Below are 22,352 nucleotides of genomic sequence, written 5' to 3' on the forward strand. Positions count from 1 at the left end.
GACCCGGCCAGGATGGAGAATGCCGATGCCTGCCGTGCAGGAAACTATAAGTCAGGTCCGTGAGATTGATGTAGACCAATATAAATATGGGTTTGAAACGCATATTGAAACAGAAAAAGCCCCTAAGGGGCTGAATGAGGATATTATCCGCTTCATTTCGGCCAAAAAGAATGAGCCCGATTGGATGTTGGAGTTGCGTTTACAAGCCTTCCAGCGTTGGCTGAAGATGGAAGAGCCAAATTGGGCAAGGTTGGATTATCCAAAGATTGATTTTCAAGACCTTTATTATTATGCCGCGCCAAAAAATCAAAGTGGTCCTAAGTCACTTGATGAGGTGGATCCGGAGCTTCTCGCCACTTATGAAAAATTAGGCATCCCGCTTAAAGAGCAGGAAATTTTGGCTGGGGTCAGGAAGCAAGTTGAACCCTCCGAGCTGGACGATAATATTTATGCCTCTGGACGTGTTGCCGTAGACGCGGTGTTTGACTCAGTCTCGGTGGTGACCACGTTCAAGGAAGAACTTGCACGTGCTGGTGTCATTTTTTGTTCCATATCGGAAGCAATTCGAGAGCATCCGGATTTGATTAAAGAGTATCTCGGTTCGGTTGTTCCTGTCAGTGATAATTTTTACGCAGCCTTGAATGCCGCGGTGTTTACTGACGGCTCATTTGTTTACGTGCCCAAGGGTGTTCGATGCCCTATGGAACTGTCGACCTACTTCCGCATCAACGAACGCAATACTGGACAGTTTGAACGTACGCTGATCATTGCGGAAGAGGGTGCCTATGTGTCCTATCTTGAGGGGTGCACCGCTCCACAGCGCGATGAAAACCAGCTTCATGCCGCTGTTGTCGAACTTGTCGCCATGAAAGATGCGGAAATAAAATATTCTACCGTTCAAAATTGGTATCCGGGCGACAAAGACGGTAAAGGCGGTATCTACAATTTTGTCACCAAACGTGGTGATTGCCGAGGCGATAATTCCAAAATATCGTGGACTCAGGTCGAAACTGGTTCTGCCATAACGTGGAAATATCCTTCATGTCTTTTGCGTGGTGATAATTCACGAGGTGAATTTTACTCGATTGCGGTATCTAATGGTCACCAGCAGATTGATTCAGGCACTAAAATGATCCATCTTGGAAAAAATACGTCCAGTCGGATCATTTCCAAGGGCATTTCAGCCGGTTTCTCAAATAATACCTACCGTGGTCAGGTTACGGCCCACCGCAAAGCCAGTAATGCTCGTAATTTCACCCAGTGTGATAGTTTGTTGATCGGTAATGATTGTGGTGCGCATACGGTGCCTTATATCGAGGCAAAGAACGCCAGCGCGCAATTCGAGCATGAAGCAACCACATCGAAAATATCGGAAGATCAGCTGTTCTATGTCATGCAGCGAGGAATTCCTGAAGAGGAAGCCATTGCATTGATTGTTAATGGCTTCGTTAAAGAAGTTATTCAGGAATTGCCCATGGAGTTTGCGGTCGAAGCACAGAAATTAATCGGTATCAGCCTCGAAGGTAGCGTAGGTTAATCAATAGAATCGAAGTTTGGCGCTTGAAATTGCAGCCTTAGAAACAGGATCTTAAAAATGTTGGAAATCAAAAATCTCCATGCTCGTATCGCAGAAACAGAAACCGAAATCATTCGCGGATTGAATTTAACGGTTCATGATGGTGAAGTTGCCGCGATTATGGGCCCTAACGGCTCTGGTAAGTCGACGCTTTCTTATATTTTGGCAGGTCGTGATGACTATGAAGTCACCGAAGGAGAAATTCTTTATAATGGTCAGTCGATTCTGGATTTAGATCCTGCTGAACGGGCGGCATTGGGCGTTTTCTTGGCATTCCAATACCCTATGGAAATACCCGGTGTTGCGACTATGGAATTTTTGAAAGTCGCTATGAATTCGCAGCGTAAAGCCCGTGGCGAAGAAGAACTGAAGATTCCTGAGTTCATCAAGAGAGTGAAAGAGAACGCTGCCAAGCTTGAGATGGACATGGATATGTTAAAGCGTCCGTTGAATGTCGGGTTTTCAGGCGGCGAGAAAAAACGCGCCGAGATATTGCAGATGGCTTTATTGGAGCCCAAATTGTGTGTTTTGGATGAGACAGATTCGGGCCTTGATATCGACGCCTTGAAGATTGTAGCGGATGGCGTAAACGCTCTACGCGGACCACAGCGTTCATTTCTGGTTATCACGCATTACCAGCGCTTATTGGATTACATTGTTCCAGATACAGTTCATGTTCTTTACAAAGGGCGTATTATTAAAAGCGGAGATAAATCGCTCGCGCTTCATTTGGAAGAAAATGGCTATGCCGACATCATTGGCGAAGCAGCTTGAGGTCGCAGGAGATGAGTGTGATTCCACAGCGAGAAATGACAGCATCTGAGGCGGCAATCGTTGAGAATTTTGGCCAACGGCTTGGTGATTTTCCGGGTGACAGCTCGGTTATGTCATCGCGCGATAATGTCATTGAACAATTCAAGAAAAATGGTCTGCCATCAAGAAAACAGGAATACTGGCATTATACAGATCTGCGCACATTATTGAAGACGGTGCCGGCTTTCAATGTGGAAGGTGATGGACGCGCTGTCGAGCCTTTGATCGCCAAGTCGGCCGTTTTTGCCATATTCAATGGTAAAACCCTCAATGCTCCAAAGATCGATAATGTTTCCATTGACCGTTATGCGGATGCGCTCGCCGATGATCGTTGCGAGTTGCGAACTGCCATAAGTGATGACGACTTTATCGGACAACTCAATACGGCTTTTGTTAGTGATGGTTGGCTTCTGGACGTCGCCGACGGCACGTCTCTTGAGATGCCAATTGAATTACAGATAATCCAACAGGGCGGACAATCCCATGTCTATTCGCAAGTAAACATTGGAAGTGAAAGCAATGTAACGATCATCGAGCGTCAACTGGGGAACGACGAACCCGCATTGTTAAGTTCCGTGGGCAAGCTCAAAGTGGGAGCTGGGAGTCACGTTGCATGGATAGTTGTGCGTGATAGAGATTTCGATAGCACACAATTTGCTCAGTTCCATTCAATATTGGCGCAAGGGGCAAAACTCACACTTTACGTAGTAAATATTGCGAGCCAACTCAACAGACAGGAAATTGATGTCGAATTGCAAGGTGAAGGGTCAGACTTTCAATTGCGTACGATTAATCTTCTTGCCGGAAATAGCCATAGCGATATGACGATGACAGTTTGTCATGTTGAAGAAAATTCGACATCGACTGAAATTGTTCGCAATGTTGTTACGGACAATGCGCGTGGTGCCTTTCAAGGCATGATCAGGGTCGCCCAAAAGGCCCAGAAAACTGATGCACGCATGGCTTGCAATAGTCTGATATTGTCGGACGATGCGGAATTCGACGCAAAACCTGAATTGGAAATTTTTGCAGACGATGTAGCCTGCGGTCACGGGGCGACTGTCGCAGAAATCGATCACGACCACCTATTTTACTTGATGGCTCGCGGGATACCGCTTGCCGCTGCTCGCGGATTATTAGTGAAAGCTTTTGTATCGGAATTGATTGATGATGTCGAAAACGATTCTGTCAGAGCGGCACTTTCCAAAGTTATTGATGGATGGTTGGAAACCCACCTATAGGGATATAAAGATGGCGGTAAACAACAGTGAGCAAGATTTCGACGTTGAGGCAATCCGCCAGGATTTTCCTATCTTAAACATGGAAGTCTACGGTAAGCGGTTGGCTTATCTTGATAATGGGGCATCAGCCCAGAAGCCGCGTGTTGTGCTAGAAACAATGGATAGGCTTTATACTGGTGGTTATGCAAATGTGCACAGAGGGCTTCATTTTCTTTCCAACACAGCTACCGATGCCTATGAGAAAGCCAGAGAAAGCGTACGTAGTTTTTTAAACGCCGCTAATACAAACGAAATCGTTTTTACAAAAAACGCCACCGAGGCAATCAATACTGTTGCCTATGGCTGGGCTATGCCCCGACTAAAAGAAGGTGACGAAATCATCGTCACAATCATGGAACATCATTCCAATATCGTTCCTTGGCACTTTATACGCGAGATCAAGGGTGCAAAACTGGTATTTGTTCCTGTCGATGATGCCGGCGTATTGCATATTGAAGATTTTCAAAACGCGATAACCGACAGGACCCGTCTCGTTGCTGTTACACATATGTCAAATATGCTTGGAACAGTTCCGCCTGTTAAAGAAATGATCAGTCTTGCACATCAGCGAGATATACCCGTACTAATCGATGGTGCACAGGGTTCTGTCCATTTACCGGTGGATGTACGCGATCTCGATTGCGATTGGTACGTAATGACCGGTCATAAACTCTACGGGCCAACGGGCATTGGGGTGCTCTACGGAAAAAAGGATCGTTTGGACGCTATGCGTCCATTCCAAGGCGGGGGGGAAATGATCGAGGATGTTACCGTCGATAATGTAACATATAATCATCCACCACATCGTTTTGAGGCTGGCACACCGCCTATAGTAGAAGCGGTCGGACTTGGTGCTGCGTTGCAGTATATGATGTCGAAAGATCGGAATGCTATTTTAAAACATGAGCTGGCGCTTTCAGATTACGCCCATGAACAATTACAGCAGATCAATTCGTTACGTATCTTTGGTCGCGCACCGGGCAAAGGGGGGATTATCTCTTTTGAACTGGAAGGAATTCATGCGCATGACGTGTCCATGTATATTGATCGGCAGGGTGTTGCAGTGAGAGCCGGAACGCATTGTGCGCAGCCATTATTGCAGCGCTTTGGTGTAACGTCGACATGTCGGGCATCGTTGGCCATGTATAACAACAAGGAAGATATCGACCAATTGGTAGAAGCACTGGAAAAAGCAAGGAAGTTTTTCAATGAATAGTTCTTCGGAGATCAAGCGCGCTGCTGAACCGGTGGGTACTTGGGATGATATCAGTGCACCATATGTTTCAGCAATTCCGGCAGCCGAACTTGACCGCATGACTGATGATATCATTTCGGCGTTGAAAACAGTTTATGACCCAGAAATCCCCGCTGATATATATGAGCTGGGCTTGATATACCGTATAGATATTGAAGATGATCGGTCAGTGAAGATCGATATGACGCTGACTGCCCCGGGATGTCCGGTCGCAGGGGAGATGCCAGGCTGGGTTGAGAATGCTGTAGGCGCTGTCGAAGGTGTTTCTCATGTGGAAGTGGCGATGACTTTCGATCCACCTTGGACGCCAGATCGTATGTCTGAAGAAGCACAGGTTGCGGTCGGTTGGTATTAATCTTATCTGGAAAGCGTAACTGAGATCCGAATAGGATTTAGTATTGTAGAGCCGAGAGGGATTTTATCTCCCATCTTTTGATGTTTAATAGTTATAATTACGGACACCGTTTTTTCATAATCGTATTTTAAGATTTTATGATTGAAAATTTTTACATCTGGTGAATGTTATGTCGACGCGTCGTCAATTCCTCGTCGGTTTGGCCGGAAGCTCCATTATACTCACCATAGATAAACAGACCATGGCTTCAGATGTGCCGGAATTCATACAGGCTACAGCTGTAACCAAAGTGTTTGGTGATGGCGTTCGATTCGTAGCTGTTGCTATCGAGGCACGGAATGAACTCGCATCATCGGATATTTTGTCGTGTGATTTCATTGTGGATCAACGAACGGTAACGGAAGTATTCATTAGTCGCCGTCGTGATCCGTCTGCCAAAGCGGAAACCGGTCGTTTTGTGATTGTTGAGCTATCTGCTGATGACGCAGCAGCGAAATTGAAAGAAGATGGTAAAGCTAAGCCGCCTCAAAATGGAAATAAAGCTTCTGGAATGGGCATGGCCGGCAGCGTTGTCGATAGTGGTACCTCGTTTAAGCAAGCCGAGGCTGTGGTGTTTTGGAACGAAGATTGCGAAAACCCTGCAAAATCCCACAGTACAAAGCAGCAGCGCTCCATCAAAACGACGGAAGTCGAAAATTTAATCGTCGATGACTTTAAGCAGTTTACATTCAACGATCCTCAAAATGGCAATCTTCTAGCGTATAATCTCTATTTTCCTGCTCACTATGATGATGGAAAATCTTATCCAATTGTGCTTTTTATGCATGATGCCGGAGTCACGGGTAAAGAAACCAAAACAACACTTTTTCAGGGGTTGGGTGCTGTTTGTTGGGCATCTCCCGCTGATCAAGCTAAAAGACCATGCTTTGTTCTGGCGCCGCAATATGATTGTATCATCGCTGATGATAATTCGAACACAGCTTCGGTTGTTGATAGTACAATCAATTTAATCAAAGACCTGACAAGGCATTACAACATAGATCGGAACAGAATATACGCTACCGGCCAATCAGGTGGATGTATGGCGGCAATAGCATTAAATATCAAATATCCAAATTTTTTTGCGGCATCTTTTCTGGTCGCAGGTCAATGGGATCCCGCATTGGTAAAGCCGCTCAGCTCTGACAAACTATGGGTTGTCGTTTCTGAGGATGATAGCAAAGCATTCCCTGGGCAGAATGCCATCATGAGTGTTTTAAGGGCACAGGGCGCACACATCGCGGTGGACGAATGGGACGCGCATTGGTCGCCAGAACAGTTTCGAGTGGCTTATGACGCAATCAGATTGCAAGATGCGCCTATAAATTACATTATTTTTAAAAAGGGTACCGTCATCCCTGCAGGAGAAAGTTCACAGGGTGCATCTGGGCACCGGAACACGTGGCGGGTGGCTTATACGATTGAACCAATAAGAGAATGGCTTTTCAATCAAGAAAATTGATAGTGATTGGTATTTTTTTTTCGCCAATTTGAATTTCGTTGTTGTTTGGTTTGACACAATTTCTCGAAGTCTCTCAGGCATCAAAGGGCAGGGCGCCAGTCAATCATATTGTACGGTTTTCGTACAAAAATCTTCGATGAATGCCAGGACCATGAATAATTTAAATGATCCACTTCATTCGCATCTGGTAACATGAGTCGGTTACAGCCGTTGATACGTAAAGCTTGCGGCAATAGAAACGTTTTCGACGTTGTCTCAAGGCAGTGGATATTCGTAAACAAAAGCTTGGGCAAGACTAATCAGGATCTCATCTTTTGGTGCAATCTGACATAAAATAGTTGATGCGCCGCGCTTTGAATGAAAGCGCTATCGATATGTTTAAATGGGTGAGGTCATAACCAAAACACACGGAGATATAAACGATTCATCAAATATTTTAAAACACCGAAATCATTTGGTTTTTTTGATTGAAAATACTGGTACGCCCAAGGGGAATCGAACCCCTGTTTCCGCCGTGAAAGGGCGGCGTCCTAACCGCTAGACGATGGGCGCGGACCAGTGAATGGGCTTATAGAGAGGATATTTTTTATCCGCAACCCCTATTCATGTTTTTTTTGAAAAAAAATCATTTTTTTGCCGAGCAGCTCCAATTCCAGTCACGTTTAGGGCCAACATCAACGTGAATGGACTGATGACAATATGTTCCGACTCCACCGCGTCCAGGAAGACCTCTGACAAATTTTGCTACTTCCCATTTGTTCACGTCTGGTACTTGGATATCTGCCGCTGCACATGACATATGCATGGAGCGTTTTGCCCCATTGACCTTACGATTATAAACCGGACTGCGATACCCAGAAGTAATAATAACCGGCTTTCCAAATCTTCTTTCGACGGTTTTCAGTATTGAAATTAATTGTGGTTTAAGACATGCCACTTCAACGTCTTTGCGGGCTAGTTTCAAACCATTCGGCAATGATCTTCCATAAAGGCCGACAGATGCGAGGGTGTATGACGGTGAAGAATCGCTTTCGTTAGCATCAATGTCGGTGTCGTCATAAAGACTACTGCGATGCTTAATCACTATTCCGCCGTTCGGGCGTACACCAGGTAAAACATCGTTATATTCATGTGGATCTTTTTTGGGTAGCGGAACGAGCGCTACCTTATCCTCGTCTGGACTAGGTTTGTTTTGTTTTGGATTGGCTGACCCACCAAAAAGACGCATTAAGCTTCCCTTTTGCTGACTTTCGGCATTTCGTTCGGGTATTGCTTGTGGAGTTCCCACTGCTTGTCCGTTTGTTTCGGTGTTTGTTGTTTGCGCCGGAGCCGATTCAACATTTGCTATTGTGGTAGGCGTCTGAGGGGTCGTTGGTGAAGTTTCTATTGTATTTGCAGCCGCATCAACGACCGGAGGGGCAGAAGAATCTGCCTTCGGTTTGCGCCCAAACGAAAAAAGAGCTGTTTTTTGAGCTTTTACCGGTTCTTGTTGTACGGGAGTAGGGGGAACGGTATTGTCGGCTGTCATATTTGCGGGGGCAGTCTGCGGAATCGGTACGGAACCGGCCGCATCTAGAGTGCCCTGTTCTGAGACGTTTTGCCCGTCAGTTTGGACTGCCATGTCGGTGTTACTGGTGGTCTGTACAGTCGACGGTGTTTGAGGTGTGATGTCGCTCGTGAGATTACCGCCCGTTGTACATGCATTCAAAGCGAGGGCAAGCGCGAGGTAAAGGGCTAGATGCTTTGCCGTTGTATAACGCCGACGCGGCGGTTCATTATATCCTAGAGTGAGATTTGTTTCAGCTGGCAATAGGCGACCTCAAGCTTGCAGGCAGTGACCAATCTGCGCATCAATTTTGTTCCGTTATGCCGGAAAATCTAATCAGTTTCTAGCCTGTTCGGCAATTTAGAGCACCCATTCGGTCTCCTATGGGTCACGTTACATTTCATGCTGTAACATACACCTTTGTCCGCAATAGGATGTAGAAAGTTCAAAAACCTCCATTGAACTTCGACATCATCTCTTGACGTTGGCGGCACAATAACCGAATGGTATAAATGTTTTTGTCTCTTATTTTTGGGAACATGGAAAGATGATTAGGCCTTCAATTCAGGCACGTGGGATAGTTCTTGGTGTGGTTGCGCTGATAGTTATGGGCTGTGCTCGTGGTGCGGAATTCACAGCGCCTGAACAAGCAGGTGCAGTGCGAAGCGGAGTATACCCAAAGTTTTCCGTAAAACCAAAAGCTGCGACGGAACAGTTTTCTGAAGAAGAACGCCAAAAACTCACTGATCGTCTTGATAAGGAGGCGCGTTCTCTCAAAAGTGTTCCCGGTCCTTCGGCAAACAGCTCGTCCAATCTCGCTAAGGCAAAAGAAGATGCGCGTCGAGAAGCGGAAGAGACATTGCGTCAGATTGAACAAGGCGGAAATCAAAACTAACCGCCAATTCAGTTAAATATACTTTCATCAACCCCTAACTTACCGGATAGAAAAATGTCGGAAGAATTCCACAAAGTTCGTCGCTTGCCGCCTTACGTCTTTGAACAGGTCAACCGCCTGAAGGCAGCAGCCCGAGCGCGTGGGGCTGATATTATCGATCTTGGAATGGGAAATCCCGATCTGCCGACGCCACAAAGTGTGGTGGATAAGCTATGTGAAGTGGTTCAGGATCCACGTACCCATCGTTATTCTGCATCTCGTGGTATACCCGGTTTGCGCCGCGCACAAGCAAAATACTATGAGCGTCGTTTCGGAGTAAAGCTCAATCCTGATACGCAGGTTGTAGCAACACTGGGTTCCAAGGAAGGGTTTGCCAATATGGCGCAAGCCATTACCGCTCCCGGTGATGTGGTTTTATGCCCTGATCCGACATATCCAATCCACTCATTTGGTTTTATCATGTCAGGCGGTGTTATACGTTCAATGCCTGCGACACCAGGCGAAGAGCTTTTACGAGCTTTGGATCGTGCGGTGAAACATTCGATACCGAAGCCGCTGGCGGTTATTTTGAATTATCCGTCGAATCCGACAGCTTATGTAGCAGATCTAGATTTCTATAAGGATGTGGTCGCGTTTGCCAAGAAGAATGATATCATTCTTTTATCGGATTTAGCCTATGCAGAAATTTATTTTGGTGACACGCCGCCGCCGTCTGTTTTGCAGGTGCCAGGTGCTATGGATGTGGCTGTTGAATTCACTTCAATGTCGAAAACATTCTCTATGCCAGGTTGGCGTATGGGGTTTGCTGTCGGCAATGAGAGGCTTATTGCTGCATTGACTCGGGTCAAGTCATATTTGGACTACGGCGCGTTTACCCCTATTCAGGTTGCGGCAACGGCCGCCTTGAATGGCGATGGATCAGACATTGCCGGCGTTCGCGAAATATATAGAAAGCGGCGTGATGTCATGGTTGAAAGCTTTTCGCGCGCAGGTTGGGATGTTCCGCCGCCAGAAGCGACGATGTTTGCTTGGGCACCTATTCCGGAAAAATATAAGCACCTAGGTTCGCTGGAGTTCTCAAAGCTGTTGATCGAACATGCCGATGTTGCAGTTGCGCCCGGAGTTGGCTTTGGTGAACATGGCGACGATCACGTCCGGATAGCTTTGGTTGAAAACGAGCATCGTTTGAGACAGGCAGCGCGGAATATTAAGCGTTTCTTTTCCGAAGATGGCAGTCGGGCGGTATAAATCATGGCAGATGCGTTGAAGATAGGTATCGTAGGATTGGGCACAGTTGGCGGTTCTGTCGTTAGGATTTTGCAAGAAAAAGCCGATTTGCTCACACGTCAATGCGGTCGCGCGATTGAGGTTGCTGCTGTCAGTGCGCGTGATAAAACGCGTGATCGCGGTATAGATATGAGCCGAATTGCTTGGTTTGATGATCCGCTTGCGCTTGCAACAAGCAGTGACGTTGATGTCGTTGTGGAATTGATTGGTGGCGAAGAAGGTACCGCTCGTGCTTGTGTTGAAGGCGCTTTGAAAGCCGGACATCACGTGGTTACAGCCAATAAAGCTTTGCTGGCACGGCACGGTGTTTCACTGGCAAAAACGGCGGAAAAGAGAGGCGTCCTCCTGAATTTCGAAGCCGCAGTAGCGGGGGGGATCCCGGTTATAAAGGCAATGCGTGAGTCTTTGTCGGGAAACCGCGTATCGCGTGTTTATGGCATTCTAAATGGTACCTGCAATTACATCCTAACCCGTATGTTTTCTGAAGGTATATCATTCGAGGATTGTTTGGCCGACGCTCAGAAATTGGGATATGCGGAGGCCGACCCTACATTTGATATTGAAGGCAATGATACCGCCCATAAATTGGCCTTGTTAACAAGCTTGGCTTTTGGCAGCGTTATATCCGTCGATGATATTTACATCGAGGGAATCAGTAACATTTCGTTGGCAGACATACGTGCGGCGGATGAGCTGGGTTATAGAATAAAGTTGCTTGGCGTTGCCCTAAAAACAGATACTGGCATTGAACAGCGCGTTCATCCCACCATGGTGCCGACATCATCGGTTATTGCACAGGTCCAAGGCGTAACCAATGCTGTCTCAATTCAAACTGACCTGTTGGGAGAATTGTTGCTTTCAGGACCCGGGGCGGGCGGTGACGCAACAGCTTCTGCTGTTATCGGTGATATTGCCGATATTGCCAAATCGCGTCCTGGTTTTCAACATGGGCCGGTTTTCGGTATGCCTGCATCAGCGCTTGCACCTTACAAAAAGGCACGAATGCGGGCGCATGCGGGCGGCTATTTCATTCGTCTCACGGTCAATGACCGTACAGGTGTTTTTGCAAGTGTCGCGAAACGTATGGCCGATAACGATATCTCCTTAGAATCCATCGTTCAGCGTCCTTTGGCTGAGAATCTCCAGCCGAATACAAAAACCATTATCTTGGTAACGCATGAAACGACCGAATCTGCCGTGCGTAAAGCGTTGGCGGCTATTACTGAAGATGGTCATCTGGTTGATAAGCCGCAATTGATACGGATTGAAAGGCCAAATTGAATCTTTCACCTGCGGCAAGCTATCCTCTATTATCACTTATGTTTCAGTGATAATTAAGGAATTGATCGCTTCCCCCCTTGCGGGATGCGTCAGTCTTTGCGAAAAGGCTGTATTGTTGACGTTGCGCGAGAGTGTAAGCGTTTATTGTAAATACTAATCCGGTAGGATCCTTCATATGCCGAAATCCGCTGAGCATACATTTCATGGACTTGATCGTATTTTAACACTTGAGCTGGTGCGTGTAACAGAACGCGCGGCGGTCGCTGCTGCACGTATACGCGGACGCGGTGATGAAAAGGCTGCCGACCAAGCCGCTGTGGACGCTATGCGTCAGGAACTCAACCGGTTACCGATTGATGGTACGGTCGTCATCGGCGAGGGAGAGCGCGATGAAGCGCCTATGCTTTATATCGGTGAGGAAGTCGGTACAAAAAATGGACCTGCGGTTGATATTGCTCTCGATCCGTTAGAGGGAACAACAATTTGCGCGAAGAATCTTCCTAATTCACTCGCCGTGATCGCGATTGCTGAAAAAGGTAACCTGCTTTATGCGCCCGACGTCTATATGGAAAAGATTGCTGTTGGTCCGGGATATCCCAAAGGCGTCGTTGATATCGATGCCAACCCGGCTGATAATATCCACGCTCTGGCAAAAGCAAAGGGTGTTGCAGTCAATCAAATTACCGCTTGTATTATGGACAGGCCGCGTCATGCAAAGTTGATTGATGAAGTGCGTGCAACTGGTGCATCAATAAGACTTATCGGCGATGGCGACGTCGCTGGCGTTATCCATACGACGGATCCCGACGAAACCGGCATTGATATCTACATGGGTATCGGTGGTGCACCGGAAGGTGTTTTGGCGGCAGCTGCATTACGTTGCATTGGCGGACAGATGCAAGGACGTTTGCAATTGAATACTGAAGAAAAAATTGCGCGTGCTGCGAAAATGGGTGTGTCAGACCCGAAAAAGGTCTACGCGCTTGAAGAAATGGCGAAAGGCGACGTTCTTTTTGCTGCAACTGGTGTTACGGACGGAAATATGCTCTCTGGCGTCAAATTTGCGCGTGATTACATTCAGACCGATACAATTGTGATGCGCTCCCATACAGGGACAATTCGCAATATTCGTGCGCGCCATCAAGACAAGTCCAAGTTCGACTAAAAGAATTTCATTGCGTTATTTCTAAAGGCGTAGCCCTGCAGAGGGATACGCCTTTTTTATATTGCAAGCCGCGTCACTTAAGAGTGCAGACGATTTAAATGTTGAATTGGGATATTTTAACCAGAGCTCCCGCAGTTGGTTTGATTTTTGCACCCAATAAAAAAGCGTATCCCATAAAGGATACGCTTAATTACGAGAAAAAGAAAAATCCTTATGTAAGTTTTACCGTCTGTACCCAGCCATTTTGATCTTCAACATTACCCTTTTGAATGTTGACAAGTTCGATCCTGATAGATTCAGTCATCTCGCCGCCATTGCCATTACCAATGACCGTTTCTCCGCCTTCATATTTAAACAAGCCGATAGGTGTGATGACCGCAGCTGTACCACATGCAAAAACCTCTTTTAAACGGCCTGATTTTGCATCTGCTTTAAGTTCGTCAAAAGAATAAGGTCTCTCTTCAACTGCAAGACCCTTTTGTGCCGCTAGCTTAAGTATTGACTTGCGTGTGATACCAGGAAGAATGGTTCCATCTAGTTTTGGTGTAATGAGACGATCGTCGTCCATTATGAAGCAAACGTTCATCCCACCGAGCTCTTCTATCCATTTCCCTTCCACTACATCGAGAAAAAGAACCTGATCGCAACCGTTGTTATAGGCATTTGTCTGTGCCAGAAGACTTGATGCGTAGTTGCCGCCACATTTTGCTGCACCGGTGCCGCCAGGGCCCGCACGGCTATATTCTGTGTCAAGCCAAACGCTGACAGGCTTTGCTCCGCCCTTGAAATAAGAACCAACAGGAGATGCGATAACACAGAAGATGTATTCTCGAGCGGGTCTAACGCCAAGGAAACTTTCATTGGCAAACATGAACGGTCGTAAGTAAAGGCTGGCATCAGGACTGTCTGGAATCCAATCCTGATCAATTCGTACGAGCTCATTGATAGCTGCCAAAAAGACTTCTGAGGGAAGCTCCGGCATAGCGAGCCGCTTCGCAGAGGCTTGTAAACGCTCGGCATTTGCTTCCGGCCTAAATAGAAGAACACGACCATCCTTAGCACGATAGGCTTTTAAACCTTCAAATATTTCTTGGGCATAGTGCAAGACAGCACTCGCCGGGTCGATTTGAAATGGCTTGCGAGCAGTAATTACAGCATCATGCCATCCCGCACCTTCTGACCACTTAACAAGTGCCATGTGATCGGTGAAAATCTGACCAAATCCGGGATTCTTAAGCATCTCCGTACGTTTGTCCACGTCAACTGGCGCAGTGTTTTTCTCTATCTTAAATGGAAGAACGGATGTTGCACCTGTCATGGCTCAGACCTTTTAAATTAAATGATGACTTCCCAAGTCGGGATTGAACATGAATGATCAAGTTCATTGGTTCTGACATTAGAATTTGGTTGCCATCGGTGTCAACGGTTTGCCCGCAACTTCTTATCAAATGCACTTGATCAAGTTTGTTCTGTTGTGGGGTGAACGATTTCCGTTTCAAGGAACTTTTTTCGATGCGTCCCGTTACTTGGCAGTAAGCGCTGCGCGCTTCTCGAATTCCCACTCAACGGCAACCCACTTCAAAAAAGTTAGGATAATCGGTCATGGCTGAAAGAATTCACATGAATGAAAATAATGCTACGGACACAACGAAACGCGATTCCATCAGGAAAAACTCAATAGGAAAAGGTGTTATAGCTATCTTGGCGACAATTGTTGTTCTTTGGCTAGTTTTTGGGCTACTTGGATCGTTTTTAGAAGATGGTCAGAACCACTTGCCTACTGATAATACACGAACCGGCGAACAGTCCCAGTCTTTAACCTCGTCTGGAACCGAGGGCCACTCATTCCGATCTGATGGCAGCACACAAAACACGCCTGCCATTTCTCCTGGTGATGCGAATAGTGCTATGCAGGAGCCGACCGGAACACAAGCACGTCCTGGTGCAAGTTTAACACCGGAATCCCAACAATAAGGTTGAACCAAGCAAGCTAGTGGCTAACGTATTTAGCTATCGTCCTACGAAACAGTTGCCATTGGCCTTCTTAATACGATCGCAGAGGCTTACCGCGTTATCTCTTGGGCCGACTTGAACCCGGACACGATAATATGTACCTTTTCCCGGAATTGCGGCAGATTGGATGTTAAGTGGTAATGTACCGATAATGCTACCAAACTGAGATTTGGCCTTCGTCATAGAAGTCTGCGCGAGCTCTTGTGTCGGTTGAGAGGCGATCTGAACATAATATCCTCCATTACCGACTGCCGTTGTCATGGTTTGCTGGTTCGTCGGGGTAGGCGCAGGTGGCGTTGTCGACGTTGCTGTGGGAGCAGGGGTGTTATTTTGTACTTGAGCTTTTGTCTGTTGTGGAGTGGCTGATGACTCAGTGTTAGCAGAATCAATGGATTCTGGACTGTCGTTCACAATAGCAGCAATGTTGTCTTGTTGTGTGGTGGTCGGTGCTACACCTGCAGAGCTTTGTGCTTGCGTGCCAGCAGGGCCGCTTGTAGCGGACGTTTGTGAGGGAACAGGAACAATTGTTCCATCTGGATTGACAACGACGGTTTGTACTTCACGCATAGGTACCGTTTGGTTTGATGCTGCAGCTATGGCATCCTCAACATTAGAGGGATCGACATAGGGATCAACACTTTGAGGGGCCTGTTCATTAAGCGCAGTTAAATCCTCTGGTGTTTCCGACTTATCGACAAGCGTGTCTTGGGTGCCTTGAGCGGATGCTTCAGAACCGCTTGCATGATTGTAAACATCTTGATTGTTCGCAGCGCTATTTTGATTATCGGTCGCCTCAGCCTGAACTTTGAAAGGTGCATCGTCTGCATGAATGACAGTAGAGTCACCTTCGTTCGCAGACGGCATGAAGAATTTCGACGCAGCAAATCCGACGCCAAGTAGAATTAAAAGTGCCGCACCGCCGAAAGACGCTTTTCGAATGAATGTGCGTTTTGAGGCGATTGTCGATGCGCCCAGCATGGCAGCATCCGTTGACATATCATAAGAAGTATCACCGGAATAGGTGCCATAAGGCTGCTCCTGATCATACTGATCTGCGTTTACTGCTAGATTGCTGTCTGCATTATAAGAGGCGTTTGGATTTTCATAACCCGAATTCGCATAGGCATCTTCAAAAAAAGCATTCTGATCATCCTGATCAGACCGTTCATCAATTCTATTCCCAACGCTAAAGACGTCGGCAAATTCTGTTTCAAGCGTATCGACGTTCGCCGTCGTTGGTTCTTCTTGATAGGCTATTTCTGGAAGATCGAAGGTTTCAGTCGCCTCGACGATTTCATCTGCAAATTTATAAGTGTCTACCTCGGGCGGTAGGTTACCGTCATCTACATTGGAATTTGGATAATTGGGCTCATAATAAGTTTGAGCCGTATCATCAGCCATCTGATAATCCGTATTTTCTGTAAGTGGCTGATTATCCTCTATGTAGCCAGCGGGCACTTCTTGCTGAAAAGGGGATTCTTCGGATTGCGCCAATAAGTCGACGTCTTCCGCCCCCTGAAGGTCATAAGCTTCATAGTTTGTCAGAGAAGTTGAGATTAATTGTTCTTCTTCAGACAAATCTTCCAGACCAAAGGGGTCTTGTCGCGTTGTATCGAGACCTTCATGTGCCAACGGTTGACTATTGGTACGCGCGGAATTTTCGGCAAATACGTTGTCAAATCCGAAAGGATCATCATCTGATAGCGTTAGATTTAAGTTTTGAGAGTCTTGAGGAGGCTCATGTGCAAAAGGAGCAGTCGGTTGCTCCGTGTCATAGACAGACCAATCTGTTTGAGAGTTGCTGAATTCAGACGAAGGAGGGGAGCCGGCTATTGTTTCTTGCGGCCACGGATCGATCTCATCCATCAGATCAGCCGACAACGTTTCGTCGGTTGCAAACTGATCACCAGCGCCATATGACGGTGTGGTATCTGTCGCCGTATCCGACAGAGCATCGTCGAGAGGTATCGGGTCGGCGGTCAACAAATTCTCAAGTTCGGTGTCAAAATCACTCTCATCAAAAATTGGCGCAGATTGTAAGTTGCCGTTTTGTTCGGTCGAGTTGGTCCAACCCGTTGTCGGCTCAGCTGTCACTGTTGATCGACTATCGAATGGATTTCTTTCAGCTCCGCTGGATGAAGACAGTGCTGGAGCGGGAATGTCGTCCAGATCGAAGGTTTCATCAAACAAAAAAGGTTCACTCTCGAAGCTTTCTTGTTGAGATGCTTCCGGCACTGTTTCGTCTTCATTTGGCTGATATGGACGAGAATTTGCAACCGTTTCATCAAAGCCAGCAGGTGTCTCGATCAACGACCCAGGAGAGCGTGCCTGGGGTGAAAAAGAGGGCATGTCATAGAGCTCGTTAAACGGCAGGTCTGCTTCGCCGCTATCAACTTCAGATGAAGTGGGCTCTTGCGTTAGAAAATCCAGCGCTCCGGTATCGCGTGCTGTTTCAGCTGCGTTTGGGAGGGGATCGTCAAATGACAAATCATCGGCTAGACTGGTTTCCAGCTCAGATTCGAGAAATGATAAATCAAAATCATCGCGTTCTGCATGATAGGCATTTTCCGGCGGCTGATTATCGGCTAATGGAGGCAAGCGATCGGAAGCTACATCTATCTCACCATTACTGCGGTCCAGATCGAAAAGCCTTGTTAGCTCCAGAAGCGGATCGTGATCTCTTTGCTCCTGCCCAGCCGGACGGGGGATTTTGCGATCATTATCGGTCATAGTCTTTCCCACATAGTCGGTTGCGCAATCGCGCGATCAATATATCTCGCCTGACATTGAGCGGACTTTGCCTATAAATCCGATTTTCTGCTGCGATATCAGATCTATACGCTATATAGACAACAGGCAAGCCGTTATATCCTTTACGGTGCTCACCTGTTGGTTGTTCAGCGCATTTCTGTTGGCGCATCTGCCCCGATAATATCGAGGGCGGATGACAGAACATCAGACACAGCTTGAATCAGTCCCAATCTGGCTAATGACAATTCTCTATCGTTAAGCTTGATAAATCGTAAATCGGCATTTTCCTTGCCTTTATTCCAATGCCCATGGAATATTGACGCCAAGTCATAAAGATAAAATGCAAGTCTGTGTGGCTCCTGATGCTGCGCAGCTTGCTCGATAATTCTCGGATACTCCGCCAACTTTCTTATGACTGCTATTTCGCTTTCGTCTGTGAGTCTATCAATGTGCGCAATCATCAGCTCACGTGATGGATTTTCTAAATCCATCGTTTCTTGCGCCTGACGGAATGTCGAGTAGCAACGAGCGCTGGCGTACTGAACATAAAAAACCGGATTGTCTTTCGATTGTTCAGTCACTTTAGCGAAGTCAAAATCAAGCGGTGCGTCACATTTTCTATAAAGCATCATGAAGCGTACAGGATCACGGCCAACTTCATCAACCACGTCGCGCAAGGTAACAAATGATCCAGCTCTCTTGGACATGCGAACTGGTTCACCATCACGGAACAACTTAACCAATTGGCACAGTAAGGCTGTAAGTTTTGCTTTTCCACCCGATACTGCTTTTGCTACAGCTTCAAGCCGCTTCACGTAGCCGCCATGATCGGCACCCAATATGTAGATCATTTCGTCAAAATGGCGGTCATATTTGTTTCTGAAGTAGGCTACGTCCGCCGCGAAATATGTATATGACCCATCAGACTTTACCAATGGTCTATCCTGGTCATCACCGACTTCAGTTGAGCGGAACAGTGTCTGTTCTCGGTTTTCCCAGTCTTCAGGGACCTGTCCCTTGGGTGGGGGAAGTGTTCCTTTGTATACAAAGCCATTCAAAGTTAGATCGTTGATGGCGCTACGTATTGCTTTGGCGTCGTCTGCATGCAAGGTACGTTCGGAAAAAAAGACATCGTGATGGATATTGAGTGCTGCCAAGTCGTCACGGATCATCTGCATCATTGCATCGATCGCTCTATCTTTGATCAACGGCAATAAACTATCTTCTGGCATGTCGAGAAGGGAAGGGCCATATTCGTCGGCAAGGGTCTTGCCCAAAGGCACGAGATAGTCACCCGGATAAAGACCTTCGGGAATGCTGCCGATATCCTCTCCCAACGCTTCACGATAACGTAGGAGAACTGAACGGGCGAGCACATCTATCTGGCCGCCAGCATCGTTAATATAATACTCTTTTACAACCTCATAGCCGGCAAACGACAACAAATTCGCCAAAACATCACCAATGACTGCGCCGCGACAATGGCCTACATGCATTGGTCCGGTCGGATTGGCCGAAACATACTCAACATTGACCTTTTTGCCGTCGCCTAATTTTGAGCGACCGTAAGATCGGCCATTTTCGATCATTGTTATCAGGTTTTTGCGCCAGAAATCGTCGGTCAGACGAAGATTGATAAATCCGGGACCTGCTACACTCACAGATGCGACATCGTTATCGTTTTCAATTAAGGTCGCAATCTGCTCGGCGAGCGCGCGTGGGTTATTTCCCACTGCTTTTGACAGAACCATCGCGGCATTGGTTGACAGATCGCCATGTGATGGGTCACGGGGAGCTTCAACCGTTACGCGATCTGTATCAAGAAAACTGCCGTTTTTCTCTTTTATATCAGATTGTTCGAGTAGATTTTTGATTTTTTTCTCGAAGGTCTTGAAGATGTTCATCGTAAAATTCCGTGTTGTTCAAGAATGCAATTAGGACAAATTAGACGCTTGGTCAAACAATCGTCGATGTTCGCGTATTGCATAATTGTCAGTCATGCCGGAGATGAAGTCGGAAATGAGCCGGGCTAATGGGGCGCCTGCAAGGTTGGTGGCTCTGTCTCGCCATTCATCCGGAAGTGTTTCTGGAGAGGAAAGATATATTTTAAATAGTTCAGCAACGGTGTTTTCAGCTAGGCGACGTCTCGTTAAAACATCTTCATGATAATAGAGATTCGCGAACAAAAAGGCTTTTAGCTGTTTTTCGTTGTCCCTCATCGCTGGTGAGAAGCCAACGATCATACGTCCGGCATTATGGATATCCGAAATGTTTTCCGGTTTTAACTGGTTGAGAACGGTATGAGAATGCTCGATTACGTCTTCCACCATAGTGGTTATCTGGCGACGTACCAGCTCGTATCCCACCCGTGTTGAATCCAGTTTGGGGTGTTTAGATCTGATGTCTGCGAGCAGACTTGCCGTGATATGTACGTCTTGCAATTGTTCAAGTCTGAGGAGACCCGAGCGTAGCCCGTCATCAATGTCATGGGCATTATAAGCAATATCGTCGGCAATGGCTGCGCATTGCGCTTCAAGGCTTGCAAAACGATCCAGCTCAAGATCCTGTATTGCATTATATGCCACGATTTCCGAGGGAATGTTTTTAACGGTAGAATTTTTCCCAAGCATCGGGCCATTATGTTTTGCCAAGCCTTCCAACGTTTCCCAAGTAAGATTAAGGCCGTCAAAATCAGGGTAGCGATGTTCAAGGCTTGTTACAATGCGAAGGGCCTGTGCATTATGGTCGAAACCGCCAAATGGTTTCATTGCCGCATCCAGAACCTCTTCACCGGCGTGACCGAAGGGTGTGTGTCCAAAATCATGTACGAGAGCGATAGCCTCTGCCAAATCCTCATCAAGGCACAAAGCACGTGCTAATGCTCGTGCTATTTGGGATACCTCTATCGTATGAGTTAAACGTGTTCGGTAGTGATCTCCCTCATGGGCGATGAAAACCTGCGTTTTGTGCTTCAGCCGACGAAACGCATTGGAATGGATAATACGGTCACGATCCCGTTGAAACGGAGTGCGTGTAGGGCTTTCCGGTTCTTTGTTTAACCGTCCGCGGCTTTGCTTAGGATCTGTTGCATATGGTGCGCGGGGACGGTAGCCGAAACCAATTTGATTTATATCCATTGCAACTTATCCCATCACGTCCTAAATTTATAACATATTTGAAGTTCGACTTTTACCTGTCGGCAACAGGCTAATGCAAGGATATGTTGAAAATGAGTGTTGATGTCTCAAAGTCTGCACTGGATAGGATAGCGCGTATATTGGCAAACGAGCCGGATAAGACGGCTTTGCGTATTTCTGTTGAGGGCGGGGGCTGTTCGGGTTTCTCTTACAAGTATGATCTTGTTGCAGAGGATGGCCAGGCTGATGACCTTGTCATCAATAAGAATGGGGCAAAGATTTACATCGATTCGGTGTCTTTACCCTTCATGGAAGGCGCGCAAATAGATTTCGTTGACGATTTAATGGGACAATCATTTCAAATCCATAATCCGAACGCGGTAGCGTCGTGTGGTTGTGGAACGAGTTTTGCAATATGAACCATTGCGAGGTCGCCACGGCCTTCAAATAGCCATCACCGTTGTACATTGTTGAGTTATGAAAAAACTTTCTCCCACAATCTTTCCTGTCTCTTTAGCGCTGGTATCACTAACCTTGTCGCTGACGCTTATTAGTAGCGCGAAGGCGCAAGATGGGCTGCCGGATATAAATTTGAATTTTCCGCAAGATAAGCAGGATGAGACGCAATCAAAGCCACCTCTTACCCCTTATGCAAGCCCGCAATCTCCAGAAAATCAGGCAGTGCAACAGGCCACAGAATTAACGCTGAATGCACGACTTACTGATAAAGGTGAGGATATACACCAAGGACTTGTCTGGCGAGTTTACGAACCTTTGGTTGGTGTGGATAACAAATTGCCTTTGATTGCGACCTCTGATGGAGGTACAGCGCATTTTAATTTGGAGCCTGGAAGCTATCTTGTACACGTTTCATTTGGACGCGCAGGAGCGATGCGCCGAATAACCGTTCAACGCGGTCAGAATATCGCAGAAACGATGGTGCTTGATGCTGGTGGCCTTGAACTAAACGCGACACTTCCCGAAGGAAAAATCAATCCAGTCAATCTTCGTTTTACGATTTATTCGGACGATAGTGAAAATGACGATACCGCTCTTATCCTTTCGGATATCAAACCAGGGAAAATCACCCGACTGAAGGCAGGAACGTACCATATAGTCTCAAATTATGGCTCCGCTAACGCGATTTCGCGCTCAGATATTCGCGTTGATGCTGGCAAAATCACCGAAGCTACGATGCAGCATCACGCTGCGCAAATAACACTTAAACTTGTTCGACAAGAAGGAGGGGAGGCGCTTGCAGACACGAGCTGGTCAATTACAAATGATTCAGGCGATATCGTGCGCGAAACTGTGGGGGCCTATGCATCACTCGTTCTTGCCGAGGGAGATTATGTAGCAATAGCCAAAAATAAGGATCAACTTTATCAGAGAGCTTTTTCTGTGACATCTGGCCATGATGAGGATGTTGATGTCTTGGCAAATGCACAAAGCATGCAGCCTATCGACGATTCGATGGACTGATTATACGGCTAAACT

The 22,352-nt window shown here is 46.8% G+C and carries 17 protein-coding genes, 1 tRNA gene and 1 pseudogene; 13 read left to right on the top strand and 6 right to left on the bottom strand.

Annotated features, from left to right (window positions below):
- The first annotated feature begins 25 nt into the window (after positions 1-25).
- The 6 genes from sufB (at position 26) to ACYSNS_RS07965 (ending at position 6,780) form a co-directional block, all read left to right on the top strand.
- Positions 26-1,537: a Fe-S cluster assembly protein SufB gene (gene sufB / locus ACYSNS_RS07940; protein ID WP_461722848.1), complete on the top strand. Its 1,512-nt coding sequence runs from the start codon at positions 26-28 to the stop codon at positions 1,535-1,537.
- Between the two features lie 57 nt (positions 1,538-1,594).
- Positions 1,595-2,350, top strand: coding sequence for a Fe-S cluster assembly ATPase SufC (gene sufC / locus ACYSNS_RS07945; RefSeq protein WP_461722611.1), 756 nt, complete (start codon positions 1,595-1,597; stop codon positions 2,348-2,350).
- An 11-nt stretch (positions 2,351-2,361) separates the two neighbouring features.
- Positions 2,362-3,630, top strand: a complete 1,269-nt coding sequence (gene sufD / locus ACYSNS_RS07950; protein WP_461722612.1) for a Fe-S cluster assembly protein SufD — start codon at positions 2,362-2,364, stop codon at positions 3,628-3,630.
- Positions 3,631-3,640: 10 nt separating this feature from the next.
- Positions 3,641-4,885 carry a cysteine desulfurase gene (locus ACYSNS_RS07955; protein ID WP_461722849.1) on the top strand — a complete coding sequence of 415 codons (1,245 nt, stop codon included), beginning with the start codon at positions 3,641-3,643 and terminating at the stop codon, positions 4,883-4,885.
- Positions 4,878-5,279: an SUF system Fe-S cluster assembly protein gene (locus tag ACYSNS_RS07960; protein WP_461722613.1), complete on the top strand. Its 402-nt coding sequence runs from the start codon at positions 4,878-4,880 to the stop codon at positions 5,277-5,279. Before ACYSNS_RS07955 ends, ACYSNS_RS07960 begins: the two co-directional genes overlap by 8 nt.
- A gap of 241 nt (positions 5,280-5,520) precedes the next feature.
- Positions 5,521-6,780 (top strand): hypothetical protein, encoded by a 1,260-nt coding sequence (locus ACYSNS_RS07965; protein WP_461722850.1) that lies wholly within the window; start codon positions 5,521-5,523, stop codon positions 6,778-6,780.
- A 477-nt stretch (positions 6,781-7,257) separates the two neighbouring features.
- Here the strand turns inward: ACYSNS_RS07965 and ACYSNS_RS07970 are convergent.
- Together ACYSNS_RS07970 and ACYSNS_RS07975 are read right to left on the bottom strand one after the other, a co-directional pair.
- Positions 7,258-7,332, bottom strand: a tRNA-Glu gene (locus ACYSNS_RS07970).
- A gap of 73 nt (positions 7,333-7,405) precedes the next feature.
- Positions 7,406-7,912 (bottom strand): annotated as a pseudogene (locus tag ACYSNS_RS07975) (YcbK family protein); the annotation flags it as partial.
- A gap of 961 nt (positions 7,913-8,873) precedes the next feature.
- Here ACYSNS_RS07975 and ACYSNS_RS07980 point away from each other — a divergent pair.
- The 4 genes from ACYSNS_RS07980 (at position 8,874) to glpX (ending at position 12,954) form a co-directional block, all read left to right on the top strand.
- The gene (locus ACYSNS_RS07980) at positions 8,874-9,221 is read left to right on the top strand and encodes a hypothetical protein (RefSeq protein WP_461722614.1); all 348 of its coding nucleotides are present in this window, start codon (positions 8,874-8,876) and stop codon (positions 9,219-9,221) included.
- 54 nt (positions 9,222-9,275) lie between these two features.
- On the top strand, positions 9,276-10,469 hold the full coding sequence (locus tag ACYSNS_RS07985; RefSeq protein ID WP_461722615.1) for an LL-diaminopimelate aminotransferase: 1,194 nt from the start codon (positions 9,276-9,278) through the stop codon (positions 10,467-10,469).
- A gap of 3 nt (positions 10,470-10,472) precedes the next feature.
- Complete coding sequence (locus ACYSNS_RS07990; protein ID WP_461722616.1) at positions 10,473-11,789, top strand: homoserine dehydrogenase; 1,317 nt, start codon at positions 10,473-10,475, stop codon at positions 11,787-11,789.
- Between the two features lie 175 nt (positions 11,790-11,964).
- Positions 11,965-12,954, top strand: a complete 990-nt coding sequence (glpX, locus tag ACYSNS_RS07995) for a class II fructose-bisphosphatase (protein ID WP_461722617.1) — start codon at positions 11,965-11,967, stop codon at positions 12,952-12,954.
- A gap of 211 nt (positions 12,955-13,165) precedes the next feature.
- On the opposite strand, the gene ACYSNS_RS08000 is transcribed toward glpX, so the two are convergent.
- On the bottom strand, positions 13,166-14,272 hold the full coding sequence (locus ACYSNS_RS08000; protein WP_461722618.1) for a branched-chain amino acid aminotransferase: 1,107 nt from the start codon (positions 14,270-14,272) through the stop codon (positions 13,166-13,168).
- 284 nt (positions 14,273-14,556) lie between these two features.
- Between ACYSNS_RS08000 and ACYSNS_RS08005 the strand changes: the two genes are divergently transcribed.
- Positions 14,557-14,928 carry a hypothetical protein gene (locus ACYSNS_RS08005; protein WP_461722619.1) on the top strand — a complete coding sequence of 124 codons (372 nt, stop codon included), beginning with the start codon at positions 14,557-14,559 and terminating at the stop codon, positions 14,926-14,928.
- 36 nt (positions 14,929-14,964) lie between these two features.
- Here ACYSNS_RS08005 and ACYSNS_RS08010 read toward each other — a convergent pair whose 3' ends face one another.
- The 3 genes from ACYSNS_RS08010 to ACYSNS_RS08020 all read right to left on the bottom strand — a co-directional run bounded on the left by ACYSNS_RS08010 (position 14,965) and on the right by ACYSNS_RS08020 (position 20,855).
- Entirely contained in the window at positions 14,965-17,697 is a 2,733-nt protein-coding gene (locus ACYSNS_RS08010; RefSeq protein WP_461722620.1) for an SPOR domain-containing protein, read from the bottom strand.
- A gap of 167 nt (positions 17,698-17,864) precedes the next feature.
- A complete protein-coding gene (gene argS, locus ACYSNS_RS08015) occupies positions 17,865-19,622 on the bottom strand; it encodes an arginine--tRNA ligase (protein ID WP_461722621.1) in 1,758 nt (585 codons plus the stop codon).
- A 30-nt stretch (positions 19,623-19,652) separates the two neighbouring features.
- A complete protein-coding gene (locus ACYSNS_RS08020) occupies positions 19,653-20,855 on the bottom strand; it encodes a deoxyguanosinetriphosphate triphosphohydrolase (RefSeq protein WP_461722622.1) in 1,203 nt (400 codons plus the stop codon).
- Positions 20,856-20,947: 92 nt separating this feature from the next.
- Between ACYSNS_RS08020 and ACYSNS_RS08025 the strand changes: the two genes are divergently transcribed.
- Entirely contained in the window at positions 20,948-21,274 is a 327-nt protein-coding gene (locus tag ACYSNS_RS08025) for a HesB/IscA family protein (RefSeq protein WP_461722623.1), read from the top strand.
- Between the two features lie 58 nt (positions 21,275-21,332).
- On the top strand, positions 21,333-22,337 hold the full coding sequence (locus ACYSNS_RS08030; RefSeq protein WP_461722624.1) for a hypothetical protein: 1,005 nt from the start codon (positions 21,333-21,335) through the stop codon (positions 22,335-22,337).
- Positions 22,338-22,352 lie beyond the last annotated feature (15 nt).

Source organism: Bartonella sp. LJL80 (assembly GCF_054871565.1).